We start from the raw sequence: 19,912 nt of genomic DNA, 5'->3' as shown, positions 1-19,912 counted from the left end.
TTACCATTTTGAGAGCCGGATCGGTAATTCTCGTTTTGATAAAGCGGTTATCGATTTGGAAACGGGCGGCCGGGGGCATATCGGCCCGGCAAAAAGGTTGTGTGATCGGATCCGGGCAACCGCTGTTCCGGGGATGCGCCAAAACGCAAAAGCCCCTGGATTGCAGGGGCATACAACTTATTGCAACCCAAGGGCTTCAAATATGCCTTATTTCCGGTTACAGCGTCCTGGCGGGCTTTTCCCCGGGTTGGGCCACCTTGAACTCGGGCTCCTTCTTCCGCAACTCCCTGGCCTTTTCTCCCACGGTTACTTCAAACCAGACACTTTCGACCCTGCGCCCTGAAAACGTCGGCCCGAAACGGATGAATATCGAGTCGTCCCAAGCATAGATCTCCGCAAAGGAGGGCTCCAAGACCCGGAGCTTCAGTTGACCGTACGAATAGCGGGTATGTTCGAGAGCGAGTTGCTCCATGAGCTGCGAGATGGAATATTCGGTGACCCCCCTGCCCCGCCAGTGCCAGATCATGTTGAAAACGGCAAGGGTATGTCTCCCCTTGTACTGGATTCCCTTGACCTGGCTGTATTCGTCGTCATCGGGGACAAATTTGAGAATCAGGGGGAGGATCTTTTCGGCAAATTGGAAGACGATCCGCCCGCCGGCATACTCGATGGACTGGAACCAGGCGGTCCTTGTCAGCATCCTTTTGTTTTTGTCAACGAGCCAGAGTCCCTTTTTAAGTATCTTTTCGATTTCGTCGGCCGACGGCAGGGAGGGGTTGTCGTGGCCGGGGGCGCACATCTCCATGAACCTTCCGACCTCCATGGAGTATGACGTTTGGGAAGGGTCGGTCTCGCCGGCGGCATGAATGAGCGCGATTGCCGCAGTAAGTATCTTCTGCTGCACCTCCGTGAGAGGGTCCGGATACCCGACCATGCCTTCCACCTTGATCAATTTGTTCGACTTGGCGGCAAAGCCTTCCAGATGAAGGAAGGTAGCCATGAATGTGTCGAAAACCGGATCGGGAGCGGTCCTTTTAAGATATATTCCCATGGGTCTCACGTCGGCCGGAGCAGGCCTTATTCTCCGTAAAAGGTTTCATCGAGGGATTAAATAGTATTGATACTTTTTTATATTGCAAGCTCTTATTTCCCCTGATCCAGACATCAATCGGTTGCCGGGCCTTCAGGTAAAAAGGGCCGGCAAGCCCAGCCCCACGTGTTTCAGGAAAGAACCGGCATGCCGGTCTCCCTGCCCGACTTCGGCAATTCCGCACCCAGGCGACCACCGGTTGTCTGCCGCGCAAATCCGCCTCCAGGGCAAGCCGCCTCCGCCCACCACCACCCCCGATCACCCCGTATCAAACAAGCCGGCCGTCACGGCGTCCGTGCATTTTCATATTGAGAGATATCTTGTCAAAACAAGAAAAAATACGTCACGCCGCTGCCTTCAAACACAACAATATCAAATTGTTACACTTATGTGACTCGATGGCATATTCGTTGCTCATACCTGGATGGCAACCTTCTGAAGAGGTCTGTTTCGGGATGTTTCAGGGAAACAACTCCGCCGTGAAGCCATGACCGCGACCGGCAGGATTTCCACAGCGGCAAACAACAGGAAGGCGAGGTACGCAATGCGAAACACAATAGTTGTTTTCACCAAGGTCCCCAAATCCGGAGAGACCAAGACTCGCCTCACGACGAACAGGGGCGGGATCCTCACCGCGGATGAGGCCATGGCATTGTACGAAGGCTGCCTCCTGGATGTGATCAATGTATGCATCGCCGCAAACAGCGGCGATGTCCGCATCTGCTACAACCATACGGGTGATGTGGACTATCTGGAAACCTTGCTCGAAAAGGTATCCGACCGGTCGCAGATCAAGGAACTGTTCCCCGACCAGGGCGGCAGCTTCGACAACTGCATGCAGTATGCGGCGGATTACATCCTCAAGGAAAACGGCTCCGCAAAGGTTGCCGACAGCATCGTGATCGTCGGAGGAGATATCCCCACCTTGCAGCCCAACATACTCCGGGATGCGGTCGGAAAGATAAAAAAGCTTGCCGGCAGCAAGGCGGGACTGGCGGCGACAAAAGAAACGAACGGCGCCGACCCGCACCTTGGGGCGGCTGTGGTGGAAGGGGCGTGCCAGGAGGGCGGCTTCTCCATAGTCGGTTACACCTGCACCACCCCGTTCGACTTCAAAGGGGTCTTTTACAATCAGGAGGGGATAACGGCCCTGGATATGCTGGTGCTGAAGGCTTCGCTCAAGAAAATCCCCCTGGGTGTCGTGGAGGCCGTTCCCGATGTGGACATCCCCGTCGACCTTGCCAGCATGATCCCGGTGGTAAAGGCCCTCAAACTGGCCTCCCGCCACGACGAAAGCATCCTGGTCCCGGCACACACCATTGCCGTTCTGGAGGAAATCGGGTTGGAGAGCACGGCTCCGCCGCCACAACGCTGAGCGAACAGTTCCGTCGAGACGCCACTCTGAAACCACTAACTGTTTACAGGTAGGTACTCACTTGAACAACACAGAACTCGCCGAATCGTGCAAACAACTGTTGACCCTCAGGTGGTCCCCTGTCGCCGTGAAGTTGCTGAAACCCGGCGAGGAGATCCCGGAAAACGTGGCCGAGCCTTCGGCGCCCCTGCGGCACTGTCAGGCGATAACGGCCGCCAGGCGCGGCAACAGCATCTACATGCCGCCCAGTAAACACGCCTGCCCCGACGGCTCCGCGATCATGGGGCTGATTCCCATGTCGCCCAAACTGCGCTCGGGAGAGCTGTACCTTCTGTTTCAGAAGCTTCCCACCATAGAAATCGCCCAGAAAATGATCGCCTCAAGGCCGGAATTCGCACCGGGCGCCTACCGGGCGTCGGTCGTCGCCCCCCTGGAGGACGCCTTGTTCGAACCGGATGTGGTTATTTTCACCATTTATCCGGAACAGGTGATGTGGCTCTGTTGCGCGGTCAGTTATGGCAGCGGGGAGCGGCAACTCTTTCAAACCTCCGGTTACAACTCGACCTGCTCCGATCTGACCGTGCAGGTGATGAAAAGCCAAAAGATGAATATATCCTTCGGCTGCTACGGCGCCAGGGCCATCAGCGACATCAACGATTTCGAGGCCTACCTCTCCGTCCCGTTCGCACAACTCCCCTCACTGGTCGAATCCCTGAAAAAACTGTCCGTCAAGAGCATCCCCGAGGCGCGCAGAAAGATCTACATGCCGCCGGTGATCGATAACGTCGGGCAAACCGGGGACACGGGGAGTTACGCCGTACAGGTCAAGGTTAACGAAGAACGCTGCAACGGGTGCGGCTTGTGCGCGGCATTCTGCCCGGAATCGGTGCTTGAAATGGACTTTGAGGGCGAATATCCCAAGGCCGTTGCCGTGGCGCCGGACAAATGCTGCACCTGCTACACCTGCGTCGGGCAGTGCCCGCAAAAAGCGATCCAGTTGGAATTGCGGCAGAATGACCGTGCCTGAACGCCGAGGGGACTAACGTGAACTACCGGATAATGTTCGCCCAGGAGGACGCCGAGGCTGAATTGCGGGGGATCCTGCTGGAAAGCGACATGGACATGGCAGGGGACATACGGGAGCACGTGCTGATCAAACGGCACGACGAGATCATCGGCGGCGGCATGCTGACGCAAACCGGCACGGACGTGTTCCACCTGATCGTCTTTGCCGTCAAGGAGAGTGCACGGAATCACGGTATCGGCAGCATCCTGCTCAAGGACTTGATCGGGCAGCCGTGGAAGCATTCTCTGAACAGCACCGGCAGAACGGATAACCCTTATACGGTGACAACGGTGGCAAAAGGGAAAAGTTCCGTTTTTTACAAGAAAAACGGCTTTGCCGCCTGCGATTTTTCTCTTCTGGCCTCCCCTTTCCGCGGGCAGTGCGACGACTGCCCGGAAAAAAGCGACTGCACCCCGGTGGCCATGGTTTACCAAGGACACGATCCCCGTGGCTAAAAACACCTTCAAAATAATGGGTTCAGGGGCCGGGCCGGGAGCGCCGTCCTTCTTCTGCGACTGCAAAGGATGCCGGGAAGCCCGTGATATGCCGACCTTTGCCAGGACCCGCAGCGGGGCGCTCATCGCGACGGAAAACCAGAGCATCCTGCTGGATACGCCCCCGGACCTCAGGGCCCAGTTGGTCAGGGAACATGTCAGCGTAATCGACCAGGTCTTCCTCACCCATTGGCATTATGACCATTTCGGCGGTCTGGGCGAGTTGGAATATTACGTGAAACTCAAGCGGATGCAGCCGATCCCCCTCTATTTGCCGCCGAGCGCGCTCCAACCGTTCGAACGGGCATTTCCCTATCTTGGCGAGGTCTTCTCCGTAACCCCCTGGAAGTTCAGCGAAACATATCTTTTCGACAATGTATCGATTACGCCGTTACCGGCCAACCACGGCATTGAGACCGCAGGGTTCCTGGTGGAATCCGCCGGCAACAGACTGGCGTATTTCCCGGATACCGCGGGCCTGCCCGAGCAAACCGCACGGCAGGTGGAAGGGGTGGACTGGCTTATCTGCGACGCTACCTTCCATGGCAACAACTGGCTTCCCGAAAGCCACATGTCGGTGGGGCAGGCAATCAACCTGGGCATGACCGTGCAGGCGCACACCACGGTGCTGACCCATATGTCGATCCACTACAGTCAGCCGGTGAGCGCCGGGGACCTGCAAGATACGATATCACCGCATCGCAACGTCCTGGCAGCCTACGACGGCATGACGATACCTCTGTGACCCGGAAGGCGGAGCCGTATGAAAAGATCCTTGGGTGCCAAGCCGCTGGGGTTGCCCGCACCCGTATGGGTGGTCGGAAGTTACAGTCCTGACGGAAGTCCCGCCATCATGGTCGTCTCATGGGGGGGAATCTGCTGCTCTACGCCTCCCTGTGTGGCCATCTCCATCGACAAAACACGCTTTTCCCACGCGAACATCATCGAACACCGGGCATTTACCGTCAATGTCCCGTCCAGACGCCATCTGATCGCCACCGACTACCTGGGTCTCGTCTCCGGCGCAACCGTGGATAAATTCTCGGCAACCGGCTTGACCGCAGTGAAGAGCGACACGGTGCAAGCGCCATTCGTCAAAGAGTTTCCGCTGGTTTTCGAGTGCCGGCTGCTGCAGAGCATCGATATCGGCTCCCATACCCAGTTCATAGGCCAAATCATGGACGTGAAGGCCGATGAGGCCGTGCTTGACGACAGGGGCAATCCCGTTGCCGGTAAGGTGAGTCCCCTTATCAGCAGCGCCGGTGACAGGTCCTACTATGCGCTGGGGGAATATCTGGAGCAGGCATATGTGCCGGGAATGGCCTTGATGGCGGAAATCGCGGCGAAAAACGGCACGAACGAACCGGAACCGGGCGCGTTGGCGCCGGGCGAGGCCGCACCAACAGGGACCGGGCGCCGGGCAGACCTGCAGAGAGCGGGAAGAAAGTCACATCATGAAAAGGAGATGACGTATGCCACGTAACACATCGATTCGATGCCGTCCGGGCGGGGTATTGACCGTCCTGCTGCTGGGCCTGGTTCTCCTGGCCGGCTGTGCCGGCGCCAAGGTCCAATCCCAGGGGCCGACTGACTACGTGGAGGTCTCGAACCCGGCTCAGACCATGTCGCCCTCTGCCCCGGAAACGATTTGGGTACCGCGAAAAAGCGTGGATAGCGGGCTGCCGCGTGCCGGCGAACTGGTGAAGCGGGGGTATGAAGCCGTGACAAATGGCGCACCGGCGGCGCCGGCGGGAGCCGGGATAGCCGGAACGGGCGGGAAGCCCGCGGCATTTATCCCCCGATTCGGCCTGGTCGTCGCGGCGGAAGGGGAGAAGGTCTACTTCAACCTGGGGAAGGCGGCCGGCATCACACCGTTTCAAAAATTGAAGGTATACCGGGGGGGAACCGTCGTTGAAGGTCTTGGCCTTGCTCCGGGCGAGTTGGTGGCCACCATTGAAGTTCAGGGCTTTGTCGGCACGAACGGAGCGTATGGCATTGTCAAACAGGGAGGGCAAGTGCGCGTCAACGATCTGGTCGGTGGCGAATAACTGCTTGAACAATGAATTGGCAGCACGAAACGACATGGCCAGTTATCCCCAAAAAGGAGGTGAAGCCCAGCTAGTTTCTGCCACGACCGAGAAGCATAAGAGTTCTGAAAATTAAATCTTATTATCGGAGGCACAAATGTTCAAAAAGCTTTGCAAGTCGATAACACCGTTGATGTTGCTTGCAGCCGTACCAGCCATGGCCGAAGAGGCCGTCCCGTACAATTGCGATTTTTCCCCGTCGTGTGAGGTGGCGCCCGGCGTCTACGGCGGCATGAGTTCGCCCGTAACCAGCAAGTTCAAACTCTCCCTCGGAGGGTATGTCAAGCTGGATTACGTCCACAACTCGAATGCGGTCGGCCCCATCAGCCCCGGTGCTCCCGCCGGCGGTTTTCCCATTGCGGGAAGCAAGGATGAATCCCTTTTCTCCGCCAAACAGAGCCGGATCTGGATGAAGGTCGGCGGACCGACGTTTCTGGGCGCCAAAACCAATGCCCTCATTGAGATGGATTTCTGGGGCGGCAGCTCCGCGTCCAACGAAATGGCCAATGTACGCATGCGCCACGCCTACGGCAGCCTGGACTGGGCCAACACCCAGGTGTTGTTCGGCCAGTTCTGGGACATCTTCGGTGCCGCCGCAGCGGATACCATCGATTTCAGGCTGGGCGGAACCACGGGTAACCCCGCCAACCCCCGGGTACCCCAGATCCGCCTGACCCAGAAGTTGAATCTTGGTTCCGGCAATACGTTGAAGTTCGTGCTCGGCGCGCAGAATCCCGTCCAGGACAATGCCGTGGCCGGCGACAACAGCCTGTCGAAAACCGGCGCCTTCGGCAGTGCCGTCAACGGCGCGGGACAGATCTCGTTCTCCAGCAAGGCTCTCGGGGTTTCCCCCGGTTACATGGGCCTCGGCAACAGCCCTCTGACCGTTACCTTGTTCGGGCTTGTCGGCAACGAGAAGTTTACGGACAATAACGAGATTACGAGCTACGGCTACGGTGCGTACGTCTTTGTTCCGGTTCTCAAATCGAGTGACGGCAAGAGCCGCGCCATGACCCTGTCGCTGGAAACCCAGGCCTATGTGGCGGCCGGGATGGATGTGCAGGGAGCCACGGCAATGGCGGTATCGGGCTCCAAGCCGAACCTGAACGCCGCTCAAGGGTACGGCCTGTATGGGCAGCTCAAATTTTATCCCACCCAGAACCTGGGGTTGACCGCCGGCTATGGCCGCCGCGAAACGCTCAACTGGGATAAGATCAAGTCCATGTCCGCCGCGACGGCGGCCCTCAATTATGGTGGGTCCATCTCCACCACGGCCGGCAATATCGAACGCTCAAACGAGCAAATATACGGCAACGTTACCTATGACCTGAACGCAGCGGTCCGGGTGGCGGCCGAATTCCAGCACTTCCGCACGCAATATGTCAGCCAGCTTGGCCAGGACAACGCTGTACGGCTTGCCGTCTTTTATTTCTTCTAATAACGCGGTAAAACAATAGCTGTAAAGACTGCCATGCAAAAAGCGGCACCTTTGCTCCCGGGCAAGGTGCCGTTTTCCCCCGGCTACCGGGGCCGTGACGGTCACGGCATTTCGGAATCGGAGCCCGAGGGGCGATCTTCGGCGTCAGAGAAAAATCAGGAGCGGTCAAGGCTGTCATGAACGAAAAACCGGAACCCGACATTACCGGCGTCATCCTGGTGGGTGGGAAGAGCAGCCGCATGGGAAGGGACAAGGCCTTCCTGAAGGTGGCCGGCAGAACGCTCTTCGAGAGGATACGGGAGGTCTTCGCGAAGAGCTTCGGGCAGGTCCTTCTGGTGGGCAACCGCGAGGAACGTTTTGCCGGTTGCCGTCTCCCGGTCCTTCCGGACATCTATCCCGGCAGCGCCCTGGGGGGCATCTATACCGGCCTCCACGGCGCGACGACGGAGTACATCTTCGTTTCATCCTGCGACCTGCCTTTTCCGAACCGGGAGGTCATCCGCTACCTTTGCTCGCAGCGAGAGGGTTTCGATGTGGTGGTGCTCAGGACGGATGACGGATACGAACCGCTTTTCGCCCTGTATTCCAAGAATTGCCTGGGCCCGATCAGGGAGTTGCTGGAGAGCGGCGAGTGCTGCGCCTACGGGTACTATTCCCAGGTTCGCGTCAGGTATGTCGCGTACCGGGAACTCGCCCCGTTCGACCGGGACGGCACGGCTTTCCTGAATGTCAACACCCCCGAGGAATTTGCAAAAATAGGAGGAGAACCATGAAGCCCAAGGCGATTTCGTTTGTGGCAAAGTCCGGCACCGGCAAAACCACCCTGCTGGAAAAGGTCATTGCCGCGCTCAAGGCGCGGGGATACCGGGTGGGTGTGGTCAAGCACGACGCCCATCGCTTCGACATCGATCACCCTGGTAAGGACAGTCATCGCCTGACGGCTGCCGGTGCGGATACCATGCTGATTTGCTCTTCGGAGAAGTTGGCGGTCGTGAAACAACATACTGTCGCCCCCACCATCGAAGAACTTCTGCCCGCATATTTCTTCGATGTGGACATCGTGCTTACCGAGGGGTTCAAGCAGAGTTCCCTGCCGAAGATCGAGCTGTACCGCCGGGAACGAAGCGGCACGCTCCTCTGCCGCGGGCAAGAACACGATCCGACCTTGGTGGCGGTGGCCAGCGATACGGCACTGGAACTGGATGTGCCGGTGCTCGACCTCAACAATGCCGGAGAGGTTGCCGACTTCATTGAGGCGAACCTGCTGAAATAAGCCCCCCGGTACCGGAGGACCTCACTTCGGTGGCCTCCAGGGGGGTGTTCCGACACACCACAACAATACAGGACTCGACGTTCCTGGCAGAAAAGAAGGAGACTACTCATGGTCAGCATCGAGGAAGCACAGCAAACCATCCTGGAATTCATCACCCCGTTGGATGCGGAAACGGTTCCCGTATTTCAGGGACTGAACAGGGTCACGCCCCAGGACCACGTCGCCCCTTGGGATATCCCGGCCGCCGACTACTCGGCCATGGACGGTTTCGCCTTCTCCCGCGCGGCGCTTGCCGGCAACCGCCTGAAGGTCACGGGCTTTCTGCCGGCAGGGGAGACGTGCAACGTCCCGGTGCCCCCCGGAGAAGCGATAAGGATCATGACCGGCGCCCCGATACCGCCCGGTTGCGACACGGTGGTTCCCATCGAGGAGGCGGAGGCGGAGGGAGAATGGATCGCCCTCTCCGCGATCAAGGCTGGCTCGAACGTGCGCAAGCGGGGAGAAGACATCCGGCACGGCAACGTCGTCATACCCGCAGGTTCACTGTTGCGCCCCCAGGAGATCGGCATGCTCTCCGCCATGGGATATACGTCGCTGCCCGTATACCGGCGTGCACGGGTAGCCATTCTATCCACCGGCGATGAACTTCTCGAGCCCGGCTCGACGCCGAGGCCCGGCAAGATCATCAACAGCAACAGTTACAGCCTCGCCGCCCAGGTTCTGGACGCCGGGGGAGAGCCGGTCCTGCTGGGGATAGCCCAGGACAGCTACGCAGCGGTCTGCGACAAGATCAAAACCGGCCTGGACCAGGACATGCTGGTCATTTCCGGCGGCGCTTCCGTAGGAGACCGGGACTTCGTCAAGGCCGCAATCGAGGGGTTGGGCGGCAGCGTCAACTTCTGGAAGGTCAACATGAAGCCGGGCAAGCCTCTTGCCTTTGCCACGCTCAAGGGCAAGCCCATCTTCGCGCTACCGGGAAATCCGGTTGCCGCCATGGTATCCTTCGAATTGTTCGTGCGCACCGCTCTCCTGAAGGCAATGGGGCACCGGCGGGTGCTCCGGCCGAAGGTCGCGGCGTTCCTGGAGGAACCCGTGATGAACAAGGGGTCGCGCCCGCATATGGTACGCTGTATCGTGTCGAAGCAGGACAACGGCTATCACGCCTCAACCACGGGCAATCAAAGTTCCGGGCGGCTTTCGTCGCTGGTCCAGGGAAACGGACTGGTCCGGCTGGAACCTTCTGCGTCCCATGTCGCGGGGGAGATGATCGATGTCCTGCTTATGGACCAGGAATTCGAGATGGGGATGATGGCACAAGCTCACCTGTAACATGGTGCGGGCGGCGCGGCGGGAAATCAGAGAGATTGTACACGCTCATCTTATCGAACAGGGTATGGTGAGCCCGTTGCCCCCAAACACAAGAGAGCCCTTCCGCCTGATGTGCGAAAGGGCTCTCCGTTTTTGTATGGTGGGCATACTTGGGTTCGAACCAAGGACCTGCCGATTAAGAGTCGGCTGCTCTACCAACTAAGCTATATGCCCATAGCAGGAAGTCCCCGGACTGGTTTGGGGCTTCCGACCTTGTCGGAACAACTAATTTTTTGTTTGTAGCAGACCAAGCTTTTTTTGTCAATGAATTCAATCACCAAAACGGCTTTCAAAGAATAACCGCACTAACTTCCCGATGATTTCCGGGACAGTCCCGACGTTTTTCGATGGGGCACATGCACCCCATCCGTCACACCCCGTTCATCGCTCCATTCTTTTGCCCCGCACACTATTTCGCTTGGGCGCGAAGCTGGAAATTCCTGTCCGACTGATGCGGATCATGGCACTTGGTGCACAACGTCCGCATGTCATGGAGATGTGTCGCTCCATTGGAGAGGTCATGGCATGATATGCACAGTTTGGTGACGTCGTTGATCGGCTGGAAGCTATGCTTCCCCTTTTTGACATGGCAGGTGAGACAGTCGCCGACAGCCACCGGACCATGGACAAACTTCAGGGTGCCAATTGCGGCATGGCAGCTTGCCGTAACGCACGATTCCCTGGCGGGCATCCCGGCGCCTTCGGCGGCGGGCATTTTGACGAGCAGCCCGATCACGATCACGGGATAGACCATATTTCTATAATTCATCGAATCTCCTCTATTCACATGATATCCGTGCAAGGCAGCCATACCGTCATTGTTCACATTACTCGCCACGCCGGCATCCTGGAGGGCTTCAGGAACCCATGCCGGCAAAGGGCGGTGAGGCGGCCATTCGTGCCGTGACGGCCAAAATATCATTAATTCGAACCGATCTCAACGGTAACGCCAAAAAAAAAGCCCGGCTACCGTTACCGGGTAAGCCGAGCATTGTCGCGAAGCCGACTGATGTCGTAATGTTGCAATTAACCATCTCCCGAACGGAACGTCACGGCAAAAAACGCTGGCCGGAATTACCGCCCGCCATTTCCACCCTTACACGGCTACCTGCTCCAGGCCCAGGGTGCTTCAGGTCGCATCGAATCGGGCCTAGCCTTCCGTGAGCACCCGCTCCTCGTAAAGAGCCTCGATTTTACGCCGGTGCCCCAACTCCACGTCCGCAAACGTCATCAGCACCTTTTGCAGTTTTTCATCGTCGGCCATGCCCGCAGCAGTCTTGTAGAGATGATACGCGTTGTCTTCGGTCTTCATGGCGTAGGTCAGGATCTCCTGGTAGCTCATGTCGGGCCTGAAAGGGACGTCGGCCAAGTACTTACTGATACTGACCTCGGGTATTTTGCACAGCTTGTGCTGTTCGGCCTTTTCGGTATCGATCTTGCTGAATACGTCCTTGTGGGTAGCCTCTTCCGCCGCCAATTCCTGGAACATTTTCCTGGCGGCGCCGCTACTGAGTTCAGCAGCCCGATTGTAGAGTTCATATGCCGTGTTCTCGCGATCCACGGCAAATTTAATGACATCGTCAAGGGTAACAAATTCCATAATTCTATTCATCCTCCTGATGTTGTATACACTACGGTAACGGACTGATTTAATCCTATATTTGGGGTTTGTCAATACCAAATGCCATCAATCATCCGTCTCCAGAGGCCTTGAATAGCTTGTTCCCACGATGGCCGCGGGGTGCCGGCCTTGTTGACCGGCACCCCGCCCGCCACCTAAGCTAACGCTGTCCCGAACTTATTTTTTGGTACCCATTCCGGGCAGTTCATGCACGTCGAGGTGGCAATCGAGGCACCTCGGGAACTTCGCCATGATCCCCGCCGGATGGACCTGCTTGTGGCACTCGGCGCACTGCGGAACATAACCGTGCTTATCATGGTGACACTGTGCGCACAGCACCTTGGCATGTTTGCTCGGGGTGGCTTGCCACTTGGCGTAGACCTTGGTGTGGCAGGAACCGCAGGTCCTGGCCGGCTCAGTTGCCGGGTAGGTGACCATCTTCGGCTTGTGAACGGAGTGACACTTGGTGCAGGTTGTGTATTCCTGGCCTTGATAATGCGGCTGGTGGCACATGGAACACGACGGCTTGAAACCGTGGGAGGTGTGGCACTTGGCGCATGCCAGCCGGGAATGCTTGCTGGGAAACTGCACGAGTTCCGCCTTTGGCTTGGCATGGCAGGTGGCACAGGTATTGGCGAGCCGGCTGGTCATGGCGACCTTGCGTGGCGTATGCGGGTTGGTGTGGCAGGTGCCGCAGTCCTTGTTTGCCGGGCCGTGGATATCGGTGTGGCACGACGCACACTTGGGCATGAGCGCCTCATAGTTGCCTTTCTTCGGGTTATAGGCGTGAAAGGTTTTATGACACCCCTGGCACTCGAATCTATGCAGGCCCCCGTTGTCCTTCAAAGAACCAAACTGGACGCTGTGGCACTGGGCGCACTGGGTAGGGGTAAGTGGCGTCGGCGTCATACTGTAGAGATCCGCCTTAACCGGTATGTCCACCGTGGCGAATTTAGCCGCAAACGCGGCAGACAGCGCCACAAGCACAATCAGCAGGGAACCGAACGCAATCCTCGTCATCTTCCTCGCAACAGCATTTTTCATACTTCCTCTCCTCCCGAGCATGTGTTTTCCAAAACTGGACCAGGGCCCCGGCCTATTCAACGTACCCGTGCCATGCCAGGTTCAGGTTATCCGCATTTATACTTCCGTGAGTGCGCCCACCTTGTACGATTTCGGAATGGAAACCGCCAACCCCTTGCCGGCAGACTTTTGTGTAACCCCGTGCTCGCTGAAGCCGCTCGATCCACCCCGTAACGGAGTCTACCGGTTCAACCTTTTTGTTCTTCAGGGGGGAATGCCGCAAAGTCTCTGCTGTTATACGGCCTCGCTGCCGTACGCAGCGGGTGCCGGTCGACACCATGGCACGCCGGGCGTGGAGAGCTTCAGAGCTATCAGAGTTGGCGGTGAGGTAATCGGATCGGCCTGGATGCATGCACAACACCATAGAGGCAATCCTTTTCGCTGCTGTGCCGCAGTAAAACCGGGCTGTCAGATCTGTGGCGTGCCGCGCCCTGTAAAATAACCAATTAGTCATATTTGTCAACACATTAAATGTGGAAAACACTCCCATATGCCGCTACGACACGGACTCTTTCGTACCCGTTATTAATGACCGGCCCCCGGAGGAGGTCAACGCTTTTACCCGCCGAAGGACGGCACCGTGCACGTGAGGCATTCAGGCACGGAGGCGGCAGACATGGTGATCCCGGGCAATGTTTTAGCAGCTTTGCGCCCACTTAAAAGTCATTTGGTAAAGAAACCTCATGGCATGTCCAATAAGGCACTATTATTAATAAATTCGGATAATTGTAAAATATTTGGCACAAGTGTTAAAAAAATTAACATTTTTACCGCAGCCATATCCCCTTAAAATCAATAAAATGTTTTATCTTTCGGACAAAATGATACAATTATAGAATTAATGCAACCTACTGATTTTTTATTTGATTTTTGTTTTGATGGGGCGTAAACAAAGTAAAATTTATTGTATATTTGCATACATTAATCATATGGGCTCCATCAACTGGTCGGGAATGATGATTGTCGAGTAAACTTCTAAAAAACGGGGCACCAGGGCAGATCAGGTTATGAGAAACATACGTGGACAGTTGGGAGTCATGTCGCTCCCCGATCTGATTCAGTGGATCGAGAACAGCAAACGTTCAGGGACGCTTGTGCTTTCTCAACATGCCAGTCACAAGAAATTCTATTTCCAGAACGGGGAGATGATCTTCGTCTGGTCCGATAAGGAAGGAGAACGTTTCTGGAGTTACATTGAGAACGAGACAAGACAGAGCGCCATCGGACTGAAAGAGAAGTTCAAGGATTCCGAAAAATTGGATATTCCGATTCTGAGCTATCTTTTGAATGAGCGACTTGTCAACAAAGATCGGCTGGAATTCATTCTTACGGTCATCCTGAAAACAGCGCTTACCGATGCCCTTGCATGGGAAACCGGCATATTTGAATTTGTCGACTCCCTTCCCGCAGAAGTTATAAATGGTCCGATAAAAATCAACAGTTCCAGAATACTGATGGATTCAATACTGCAATTTGACGAAACGGATCAAATCAGCAGGGTAAGCACCAACCATGTCCTCAATGAGATCATGGACCAAATTCGCAATGGCATCACGCTGCTGCCCCCGCTTCCCGATATCATGAAGAGGATTTTGGAAAAGATTAACGACAAAAATGCGACCGTTGCCGAGGTTGTCGAGAATATTACCGACCAGTTGCTTATCGCAAAAATACTCAAAATATGCAATTCGCCTTATTTCAGTCGAGGAATTAAAATAAATTCACTCCACAAAGCCATTACCTATCTTGGTTTCAAGTCGTTGTTAAGTATCGTCACCATCCATTCAATAAGCAGCTTCAGCCCCAAAAACGTTGATGATATCCGGAAGATTCTACACCACAGCCTCATATGCGGCATGATTGCCAAGGAATTGGCTGAGAGTGTCGGCGAAAGCCGTGACACGGCTTTTCTGTGCGGCGTTTTACACGATCTCGGGAAAACCATCCTTACCGATATTGCCGGTGCTTATAATATCACGGCGGAAGCCAAAAGAGCGATCATCAGGGAAAATCATACCGAAACGGGATACTTATTGGCAAAAGAGTGGGGATTTTCCGATGAAATACAGGAAGCTGTGCATTGGCATCACAACCCGGAAAAAGCCGACATCAACGTTCAACTTGTGACTCTGATTCATCTTGCCGACATGATAGCGCATTCGGGAAGGGCGATGGACGGGATAGGCCCGGCATGTTCGGCCTTGGGCCTGTCTCAGGATGAGGTGATGTCGGTAGTCAACCATTTAGACCGGCTCACTCGAGACGTAGCCAACATCTTGTAAGACGGACCGGCACCATTGATCTGCGGGTTGAATCGCGGCAAGCCCAACCCGGTCGGGTCCGACACGGCGAAATTGGCTGAAAACGACAAAACGGCATTCCACCAGTAAAAAAATATGAATACAATCTACTTTTCACGTTATCGTAATCTAATTTATTCTTGTTATAGAGTAGGCATTTGTGGCTTAATGTGATACTGCTATTCCATGTTGCATACCGTGCAGATTAGTTTGTGTTGCTTTGTCGAAACAATACTAAGGAGGATTTTGATTGCAACAGATTCCTGGAGCGGTCCTTGATGCAATAGAGTCGATCCAATTGCCGTCCATGCCGCAAGTATTGTTACGATTTTTGAGTGCGACAAACGACGACCAGGTATCGATGGCCGAGTTGGCAAAGGTGGTCGAACAGGACCCTGCCCTGAGTGCGCGGATTCTGACGATCGCAAATTCGCCGGCGCTACGATGCGGCGTGGAGATCAGAAACCTCGATCAGGGGCTGGTCGTGCTCGGCACACGCCTCATGAGAACTCTGGCGGCATGCCTTGCCGTCCAGAGCGTTTTTGCCCGCACCGCCGGTAATTCACGATATGATTTGACCGGGTTTTGGGGGCACACGCTACGGGTTGCCGAGCTTGCTTACGCCATTGCGACCCATGTCAACTACCCTGACGCGGGAGAGGCATATCTAGCAGGCCTTTTGCACGATATCGGCCAGTTGCTCCTGCTGGGGGGCATGGGCGACAGTTACGGCGTCCTGCTTGATAGAAGCGCCGACGAAATCGCACTTCAAGATAATGAAGATTCGCTGCTCAGCACCGATCACACCGTAGTTGGCGCCTGGCTGATCGATCAGTGGAATCTCTCGTCCTTCATGGCGGATGCCGTCCTTTTTCATCACAAACCTGCCAGCGAGATCATTAAGGCCGACACCCTGAGCCAAATCGTGTGGTCCGCGCATATTATCGACGACAACAAAAATTCCGACCTGCTGCAAAACGAATCGACCTCGAATCTCGCTACGATCAAATCAATGATAGGCATCGAATCGTCCGATACGGCGGCCATCCGGCAGTCGTGTTCCGAACGCATCGGCTCGCTGGCCACGGCGCTTAACATTGAGGAAACCGGGTACACGAAGACCCTCCCCTGTTTTTCCACCCCGTTTGAATATTTCAGGCCAAAACTGAACGATAACGAGGTGACGTTCTCCCGCATGGAAGCAGCGGTGCGCGACATGGCCACGATGACTTCCATACAGCAAAACCTGGCGAGCCTCTGCACTGAAACCGACATTGTCATGGCGGTACGGGAGTCGGCCCGAATCCTGTTCGGACTGGGGCGGATCGCGTTTCTTTTCGTTCAGCAGGACAAACAGTTGCTCTCCGGGGCGAATGTAGCCGGGCAACCGGCCTTACTTCAGCGCCTTGAAATCAAACTGGACGCGGAACAGAGTCTGGCGGCCGCCACGGCCCTGGGAAAAGAGCCGTCCTCCACGTTCGATGACGGGCGGCCGGCGGCCGCTTCGCTTGTAGACATCCAGGTCGCGCGCGCGCTGGGGTGCGAAGGCGTGCTCTACGTCCCCATGCGTGTCCGAGAGGCTCGCGTCGGCGTCATGGTCTATGGAGTGAACGGCACCCAATATGCCAGGATCCGCCCACGCCTCGGCTGGATGGCGAATTTCGCCAATCTGGCCGGGGAGAGCATCGAAACCTGGAGGGAATTGCGCCGTCGCGAACAGGAACTTGCGACAACCATGGCCAGCCGCTTCGAACAGCAGACGCGCAAAGTCGTGCATGAGGCCGGAAATCCGCTCGCCATCATAAAGAACTATCTGAAGATCGTCAGCCGGAAGTTGCCTGAAGAACTTGACGTGCACCATGAACTGAATATCCTCGGCGAGGAAATCGATCGCGTAACGCAAATTGTGCGGAGCTTGGTTGACGTTGTCGAAGCCTCGCCGGCAACCGACACATTCGACATCAATACCGTAATTGAGGAGATGTTGGCGCTTTATGGCGAAACGTTCTTTGCCAGTTGCGGCATAACCCTCGTAAAGTCCCTGGAGCCGAACCTTCCCTCCGCATCGGGAGACCGGAACAATTTAAAACAGATCCTGTTCAATCTCTGGAAAAACGGCTCCGAGGCAATGCCGGACGGCGGCCGGTTTACCATCTCCACCCGGGGGAGCATCGTTCAGGACGGGCAGGTCTATATCGAGATTCATTTAAGCGACTCGGGTCCCGGCCTTCCTCAAGATGTCCTGCAGGGTCTCTTCAAACCTCTGGCCCCGAACAGGCGCCCGGGCCATTCCGGGATCGGGCTATCCATCGTGGCCGCACAGGTCGAACGCCTTGGCGGTCGAATAAGCTGCCAGAGTGAGGCCGGACAGGGGACCTGCTTCATTATTTTACTGCCGCAGCCCGAGGGACACCAAAAATAATGAACTTTTTTGTCCGTTCGGAATTCGACCATTCCCCGGAATTGGTTGACCAAACACAGCACATACTCCTCGTGGACGATGAGCCGCGGATGCGCTCCAGCCTGCGCCAGCTCCTGGATGGCGAAGGCCGTGACATTGTGGAGTGCGGGACCGGCGAGGACGCGCTCACCGTGCTCAAGGGGCAAGACATCGCTCTCGTACTGCTGGACATCAATCTTCCGGGCATTTCCGGCCTGGATGTGATGGAATGGATTACGGATTTCAAAACCTCGACAAGAGTCATCATGGTCAGCGCGGACGCAAACATCGACTCCGCCATACGCGCTCTCCGAGGTGGGGCTGTGGAGTTCATACGCAAGCCTTACGATCTGGAAGAGATCCAGCGTAAGGTCGACGACGCCTTGCAGCGCAGCCGGTTGGAGCGCAGCAATAGTCTGATGACCAAGCGTCTCGAACTTTCCGAGCGAATGCACCGGTTCCTGGTGGAAAACTCTCCCGATCTCATCTACACGCTTGATACGGACGGTTGCTTCATCTTTATCAATGGCAGGGCCGAGTCGCTGCTCGGCTACTCGCGCGACGAACTGATCGGACGCAAATACACCTCGATCGTCCACGAGGAGGATGTCGAAATCGCCAGGTATGCCTTCACGGAACGGCGTCGCGACAACCGCGCCACGACAAATGTCGAAGTACGCCTGAAATGCAAGGACAGCCACCAGGCCGAACTCCGCCAAATCGTCACGGTTGCAAGCGCCATGGGGGTCTACGAGGAAAGCGGCGACTCCCCGACGAGACGTTTCATAGGCACCTACGGCGTAGCACGCGACATATCCGAACGCAAGAAAGCTGAAGAGACCATCAGTTTTCAGGCCATGCACGACCACCTTACCCACCTGCCAAACCGCAAACTGTTCAGGGACCGGCTCGAATTATCCATGAATCAATCAAAACGTAATGGCCGGCTGGTAGGCATTATGTTTATCGATCTTGATCGTTTCAAGCTCGTCAATGATACCCATGGGCATGCCGAAGGCGACGAACTTCTGAAAAACGTGGCCCATCGCCTGCGTAATTGCGTGAGGTCCGGCGACACCCTGGCCCGCCAGGGGGGGGACGAATTTACGGTGCTGTTGCCGGATCTGCATTGCCCCGAGGATGCGAGCATCATTGCCGAAAAGATTCTGGATGTGCTGAAAGCGCCGTTTCACGTGCGGGGGCAGGAATTTCGGGCCACTGCCAGCATTGGCATTGCCGTGTACCCGAATGACGGGGATAGTGCCGATGTACTCTTGAAGAACGCCGATATCGCGATGTACAAGGTAAAGGCCAGCGGCAAAAACAGTTACCTGTTTTTTACCGCTGAGATGAATGCGTGCTATCACGAGCGTATCAGCCTTGAAAACGAGTTGCGCCAGGCCATCAACGGCTCTGAATTCGTGTTGTACTATCAACCGCAGATCAGTATTGACGAAAACAGGATCGTAGGGCTGGAAGCCTTGATCCGATGGCGGCATCCGGTACACGGGCTGTTGAATCCGGCCAGTTTCATCGACCTCGCCGAGGAGTCGGGGTTAATCTGCGATATTACCGACTGGGTGTTGGCCGAGGCGTGCGGCCAAATGGCCAGATGGCGCGAAACGGGATTGGGCAACCTGCGCATTTCGGTCAATGTCTCGCCGCTGGAGTTCACTCACAGCGACTTTCTCGAACGGATCGTATATAACATTACCAAGTTTCGCCTTCCCGCCAATGCCGTGGAGATAGAAATAACCGAAAACCTTTTATTGCACGATGTCCCGGGCGTTATCGAAAAAATGCAGTATCTGCGCAATCATGGGGTGCGAATATCGATCGACGACTTTGGCACCCGTTATTCTTCACTCAATTACCTGCGCAAATTTCCCATCAACACCATCAAGATTGACCAGGCATTTGTTCGCGACCTGGCAGAGGGAACACGCGTTTCTCCGATTCTCCATGCGATTATCGGCATGGCCCGCGGGTTCGGACTGCATCTTGTGGCAGAGGGCGTCGAAACGATGTTCCAGATGAAGACCTTGAACGAGCTCGGCTGCGATGAGATGCAGGGCTATCTCTTCAGCAAACCGATGCCTGCCGCCGAGCTTGAACTGGTGCTGAGGTCGGTCGTCAATCACGGGCATCAATTGACTCAAGAGGCCTCGTGCAGTTTTCAGGATTAACCTCCGAACGCGACGGGAAATGGCCATAAACACAACTTCCCGCCCGCTTGCCCCAAACGACGAACAGCAAGAGAAAATCCCTCTGCCTTAA

The 19,912-nt window shown here is 56.0% G+C and carries 17 protein-coding genes and 1 tRNA gene; 13 read left to right on the top strand and 5 right to left on the bottom strand.

All coding sequences use genetic code 11. The features are described from left to right. Window positions 1–217: 217 nt before the first annotated feature. Window positions 218–1,051: a replication initiation protein gene (locus tag LDN12_RS02410; protein ID WP_223921096.1), complete on the bottom strand. Its 834-nt coding sequence runs from the start codon at window positions 1,049–1,051 to the stop codon at window positions 218–220. A 583-nt stretch (window positions 1,052–1,634) separates the two neighbouring features. Between LDN12_RS02410 and LDN12_RS02405 the strand changes: the two genes are divergently transcribed. From LDN12_RS02405 to glp, 10 genes are all read left to right on the top strand, one after another. Further along, window positions 1,635–2,465 carry a DUF2064 domain-containing protein gene (locus LDN12_RS02405; protein WP_223921095.1) on the top strand — a complete coding sequence of 277 codons (831 nt, stop codon included), beginning with the start codon at window positions 1,635–1,637 and terminating at the stop codon, window positions 2,463–2,465. Between the two features lie 61 nt (window positions 2,466–2,526). Next, the gene (locus LDN12_RS02400) at window positions 2,527–3,492 is read left to right on the top strand and encodes a DUF169 domain-containing protein (protein ID WP_223921094.1); all 966 of its coding nucleotides are present in this window, start codon (window positions 2,527–2,529) and stop codon (window positions 3,490–3,492) included. Window positions 3,493–3,509: 17 nt separating this feature from the next. Then, the gene (locus tag LDN12_RS02395; RefSeq protein WP_223921093.1) at window positions 3,510–3,986 is read left to right on the top strand and encodes a GNAT family N-acetyltransferase; all 477 of its coding nucleotides are present in this window, start codon (window positions 3,510–3,512) and stop codon (window positions 3,984–3,986) included. Continuing rightward, complete coding sequence (locus LDN12_RS02390; protein ID WP_223921092.1) at window positions 3,979–4,770, top strand: MBL fold metallo-hydrolase; 792 nt, start codon at window positions 3,979–3,981, stop codon at window positions 4,768–4,770. Before LDN12_RS02395 ends, LDN12_RS02390 begins: the two co-directional genes overlap by 8 nt. A gap of 18 nt (window positions 4,771–4,788) precedes the next feature. Further along, the gene (locus tag LDN12_RS02385) at window positions 4,789–5,508 is read left to right on the top strand and encodes a flavin reductase family protein (RefSeq protein WP_275951768.1); all 720 of its coding nucleotides are present in this window, start codon (window positions 4,789–4,791) and stop codon (window positions 5,506–5,508) included. Beyond that, window positions 5,498–6,073: a hypothetical protein gene (locus LDN12_RS02380; RefSeq protein WP_223921091.1), complete on the top strand. Its 576-nt coding sequence runs from the start codon at window positions 5,498–5,500 to the stop codon at window positions 6,071–6,073. The genes LDN12_RS02385 and LDN12_RS02380 overlap by 11 nt, the downstream gene beginning before the upstream one ends. Before the next feature lie 136 nt (window positions 6,074–6,209). Then, on the top strand, window positions 6,210–7,550 hold the full coding sequence (locus tag LDN12_RS02375) for a hypothetical protein (RefSeq protein ID WP_223921090.1): 1,341 nt from the start codon (window positions 6,210–6,212) through the stop codon (window positions 7,548–7,550). A gap of 176 nt (window positions 7,551–7,726) precedes the next feature. Further along, a complete protein-coding gene (locus tag LDN12_RS02370; protein ID WP_223921089.1) occupies window positions 7,727–8,323 on the top strand; it encodes a molybdenum cofactor guanylyltransferase in 597 nt (198 codons plus the stop codon). Continuing rightward, a complete protein-coding gene (gene mobB / locus LDN12_RS02365) occupies window positions 8,320–8,823 on the top strand; it encodes a molybdopterin-guanine dinucleotide biosynthesis protein B (protein ID WP_223921088.1) in 504 nt (167 codons plus the stop codon). Before LDN12_RS02370 ends, mobB begins: the two co-directional genes overlap by 4 nt. A 108-nt stretch (window positions 8,824–8,931) precedes the next feature. Continuing rightward, entirely contained in the window at window positions 8,932–10,152 is a 1,221-nt protein-coding gene (glp, locus tag LDN12_RS02360) for a gephyrin-like molybdotransferase Glp (protein ID WP_223921087.1), read from the top strand. 137 nt (window positions 10,153–10,289) lie between these two features. On the opposite strand, the gene LDN12_RS02355 is transcribed toward glp, so the two are convergent. The 4 genes from LDN12_RS02355 to LDN12_RS02340 all read right to left on the bottom strand — a co-directional run bounded on the left by LDN12_RS02355 (window position 10,290) and on the right by LDN12_RS02340 (window position 12,856). Continuing rightward, window positions 10,290–10,365, bottom strand: a tRNA-Lys gene (locus LDN12_RS02355). A gap of 235 nt (window positions 10,366–10,600) precedes the next feature. After that, window positions 10,601–10,960: a cytochrome c3 family protein gene (locus LDN12_RS02350; protein ID WP_223921086.1), complete on the bottom strand. Its 360-nt coding sequence runs from the start codon at window positions 10,958–10,960 to the stop codon at window positions 10,601–10,603. A 381-nt stretch (window positions 10,961–11,341) separates the two neighbouring features. Then, window positions 11,342–11,791: a ferritin family protein gene (locus LDN12_RS02345; RefSeq protein ID WP_223921085.1), complete on the bottom strand. Its 450-nt coding sequence runs from the start codon at window positions 11,789–11,791 to the stop codon at window positions 11,342–11,344. A gap of 198 nt (window positions 11,792–11,989) precedes the next feature. Then, window positions 11,990–12,856 (bottom strand): cytochrome c3 family protein, encoded by an 867-nt coding sequence (locus tag LDN12_RS02340; RefSeq protein ID WP_223921084.1) that lies wholly within the window; start codon window positions 12,854–12,856, stop codon window positions 11,990–11,992. 1,046 nt (window positions 12,857–13,902) lie between these two features. On the opposite strand from LDN12_RS02340, the gene LDN12_RS02335 reads away from it, so the two are divergent. The 3 genes from LDN12_RS02335 (at window position 13,903) to LDN12_RS02325 (ending at window position 19,821) form a co-directional block, all read left to right on the top strand. Next, window positions 13,903–15,177 (top strand): HDOD domain-containing protein, encoded by a 1,275-nt coding sequence (locus LDN12_RS02335; protein WP_223921083.1) that lies wholly within the window; start codon window positions 13,903–13,905, stop codon window positions 15,175–15,177. Between the two features lie 268 nt (window positions 15,178–15,445). Continuing rightward, window positions 15,446–17,617, top strand: coding sequence for an HDOD domain-containing protein (locus tag LDN12_RS02330; RefSeq protein ID WP_223921082.1), 2,172 nt, complete (start codon window positions 15,446–15,448; stop codon window positions 17,615–17,617). Then, window positions 17,617–19,821 carry an EAL domain-containing protein gene (locus LDN12_RS02325; RefSeq protein ID WP_223921081.1) on the top strand — a complete coding sequence of 735 codons (2,205 nt, stop codon included), beginning with the start codon at window positions 17,617–17,619 and terminating at the stop codon, window positions 19,819–19,821. Before LDN12_RS02330 ends, LDN12_RS02325 begins: the two co-directional genes overlap by 1 nt. Window positions 19,822–19,912 lie beyond the last annotated feature (91 nt).

Source organism: Geobacter sp. AOG2 (genome assembly GCF_019972295.1).
GTDB lineage: Bacteria > Desulfobacterota > Desulfuromonadia > Geobacterales > Pseudopelobacteraceae > Oryzomonas.
The sequence above is the reverse complement of the archived record's forward strand: the minus strand, read 5'-3'. Positions and strand labels throughout refer to the sequence as shown.

What these genes read in the sequence shown, in the direction of transcription:
- LDN12_RS02410 (WP_223921096.1), bottom strand. Translation starts at nt 1,051, where the DNA reads ATGGGAATATATCTTAAAAGGACCGCTCCCGATCCGGTTTTCGACACA.
- LDN12_RS02405 (WP_223921095.1), top strand. Translation starts at nt 1,635, where the DNA reads ATGCGAAACACAATAGTTGTTTTCACCAAGGTCCCCAAATCCGGAGAG.
- LDN12_RS02385 (WP_275951768.1), top strand. Translation starts at nt 4,789, where the DNA reads ATGAAAAGATCCTTGGGTGCCAAGCCGCTGGGGTTGCCCGCACCCGTA.
- LDN12_RS02380 (WP_223921091.1), top strand. Translation starts at nt 5,498, where the DNA reads ATGCCACGTAACACATCGATTCGATGCCGTCCGGGCGGGGTATTGACC.
- LDN12_RS02375 (WP_223921090.1), top strand. Translation starts at nt 6,210, where the DNA reads ATGTTCAAAAAGCTTTGCAAGTCGATAACACCGTTGATGTTGCTTGCA.
- LDN12_RS02370 (WP_223921089.1), top strand. Translation starts at nt 7,727, where the DNA reads ATGAACGAAAAACCGGAACCCGACATTACCGGCGTCATCCTGGTGGGT.
- mobB (WP_223921088.1), top strand. Translation starts at nt 8,320, where the DNA reads ATGAAGCCCAAGGCGATTTCGTTTGTGGCAAAGTCCGGCACCGGCAAA.
- glp (WP_223921087.1), top strand. Translation starts at nt 8,932, where the DNA reads ATGGTCAGCATCGAGGAAGCACAGCAAACCATCCTGGAATTCATCACC.
- LDN12_RS02350 (WP_223921086.1), bottom strand. Translation starts at nt 10,960, where the DNA reads ATGAATTATAGAAATATGGTCTATCCCGTGATCGTGATCGGGCTGCTC.
- LDN12_RS02345 (WP_223921085.1), bottom strand. Translation starts at nt 11,791, where the DNA reads ATGGAATTTGTTACCCTTGACGATGTCATTAAATTTGCCGTGGATCGC.
- LDN12_RS02340 (WP_223921084.1), bottom strand. Translation starts at nt 12,856, where the DNA reads ATGAAAAATGCTGTTGCGAGGAAGATGACGAGGATTGCGTTCGGTTCC.
- LDN12_RS02335 (WP_223921083.1), top strand. Translation starts at nt 13,903, where the DNA reads ATGAGAAACATACGTGGACAGTTGGGAGTCATGTCGCTCCCCGATCTG.
- LDN12_RS02325 (WP_223921081.1), top strand. Translation starts at nt 17,617, where the DNA reads ATGAACTTTTTTGTCCGTTCGGAATTCGACCATTCCCCGGAATTGGTT.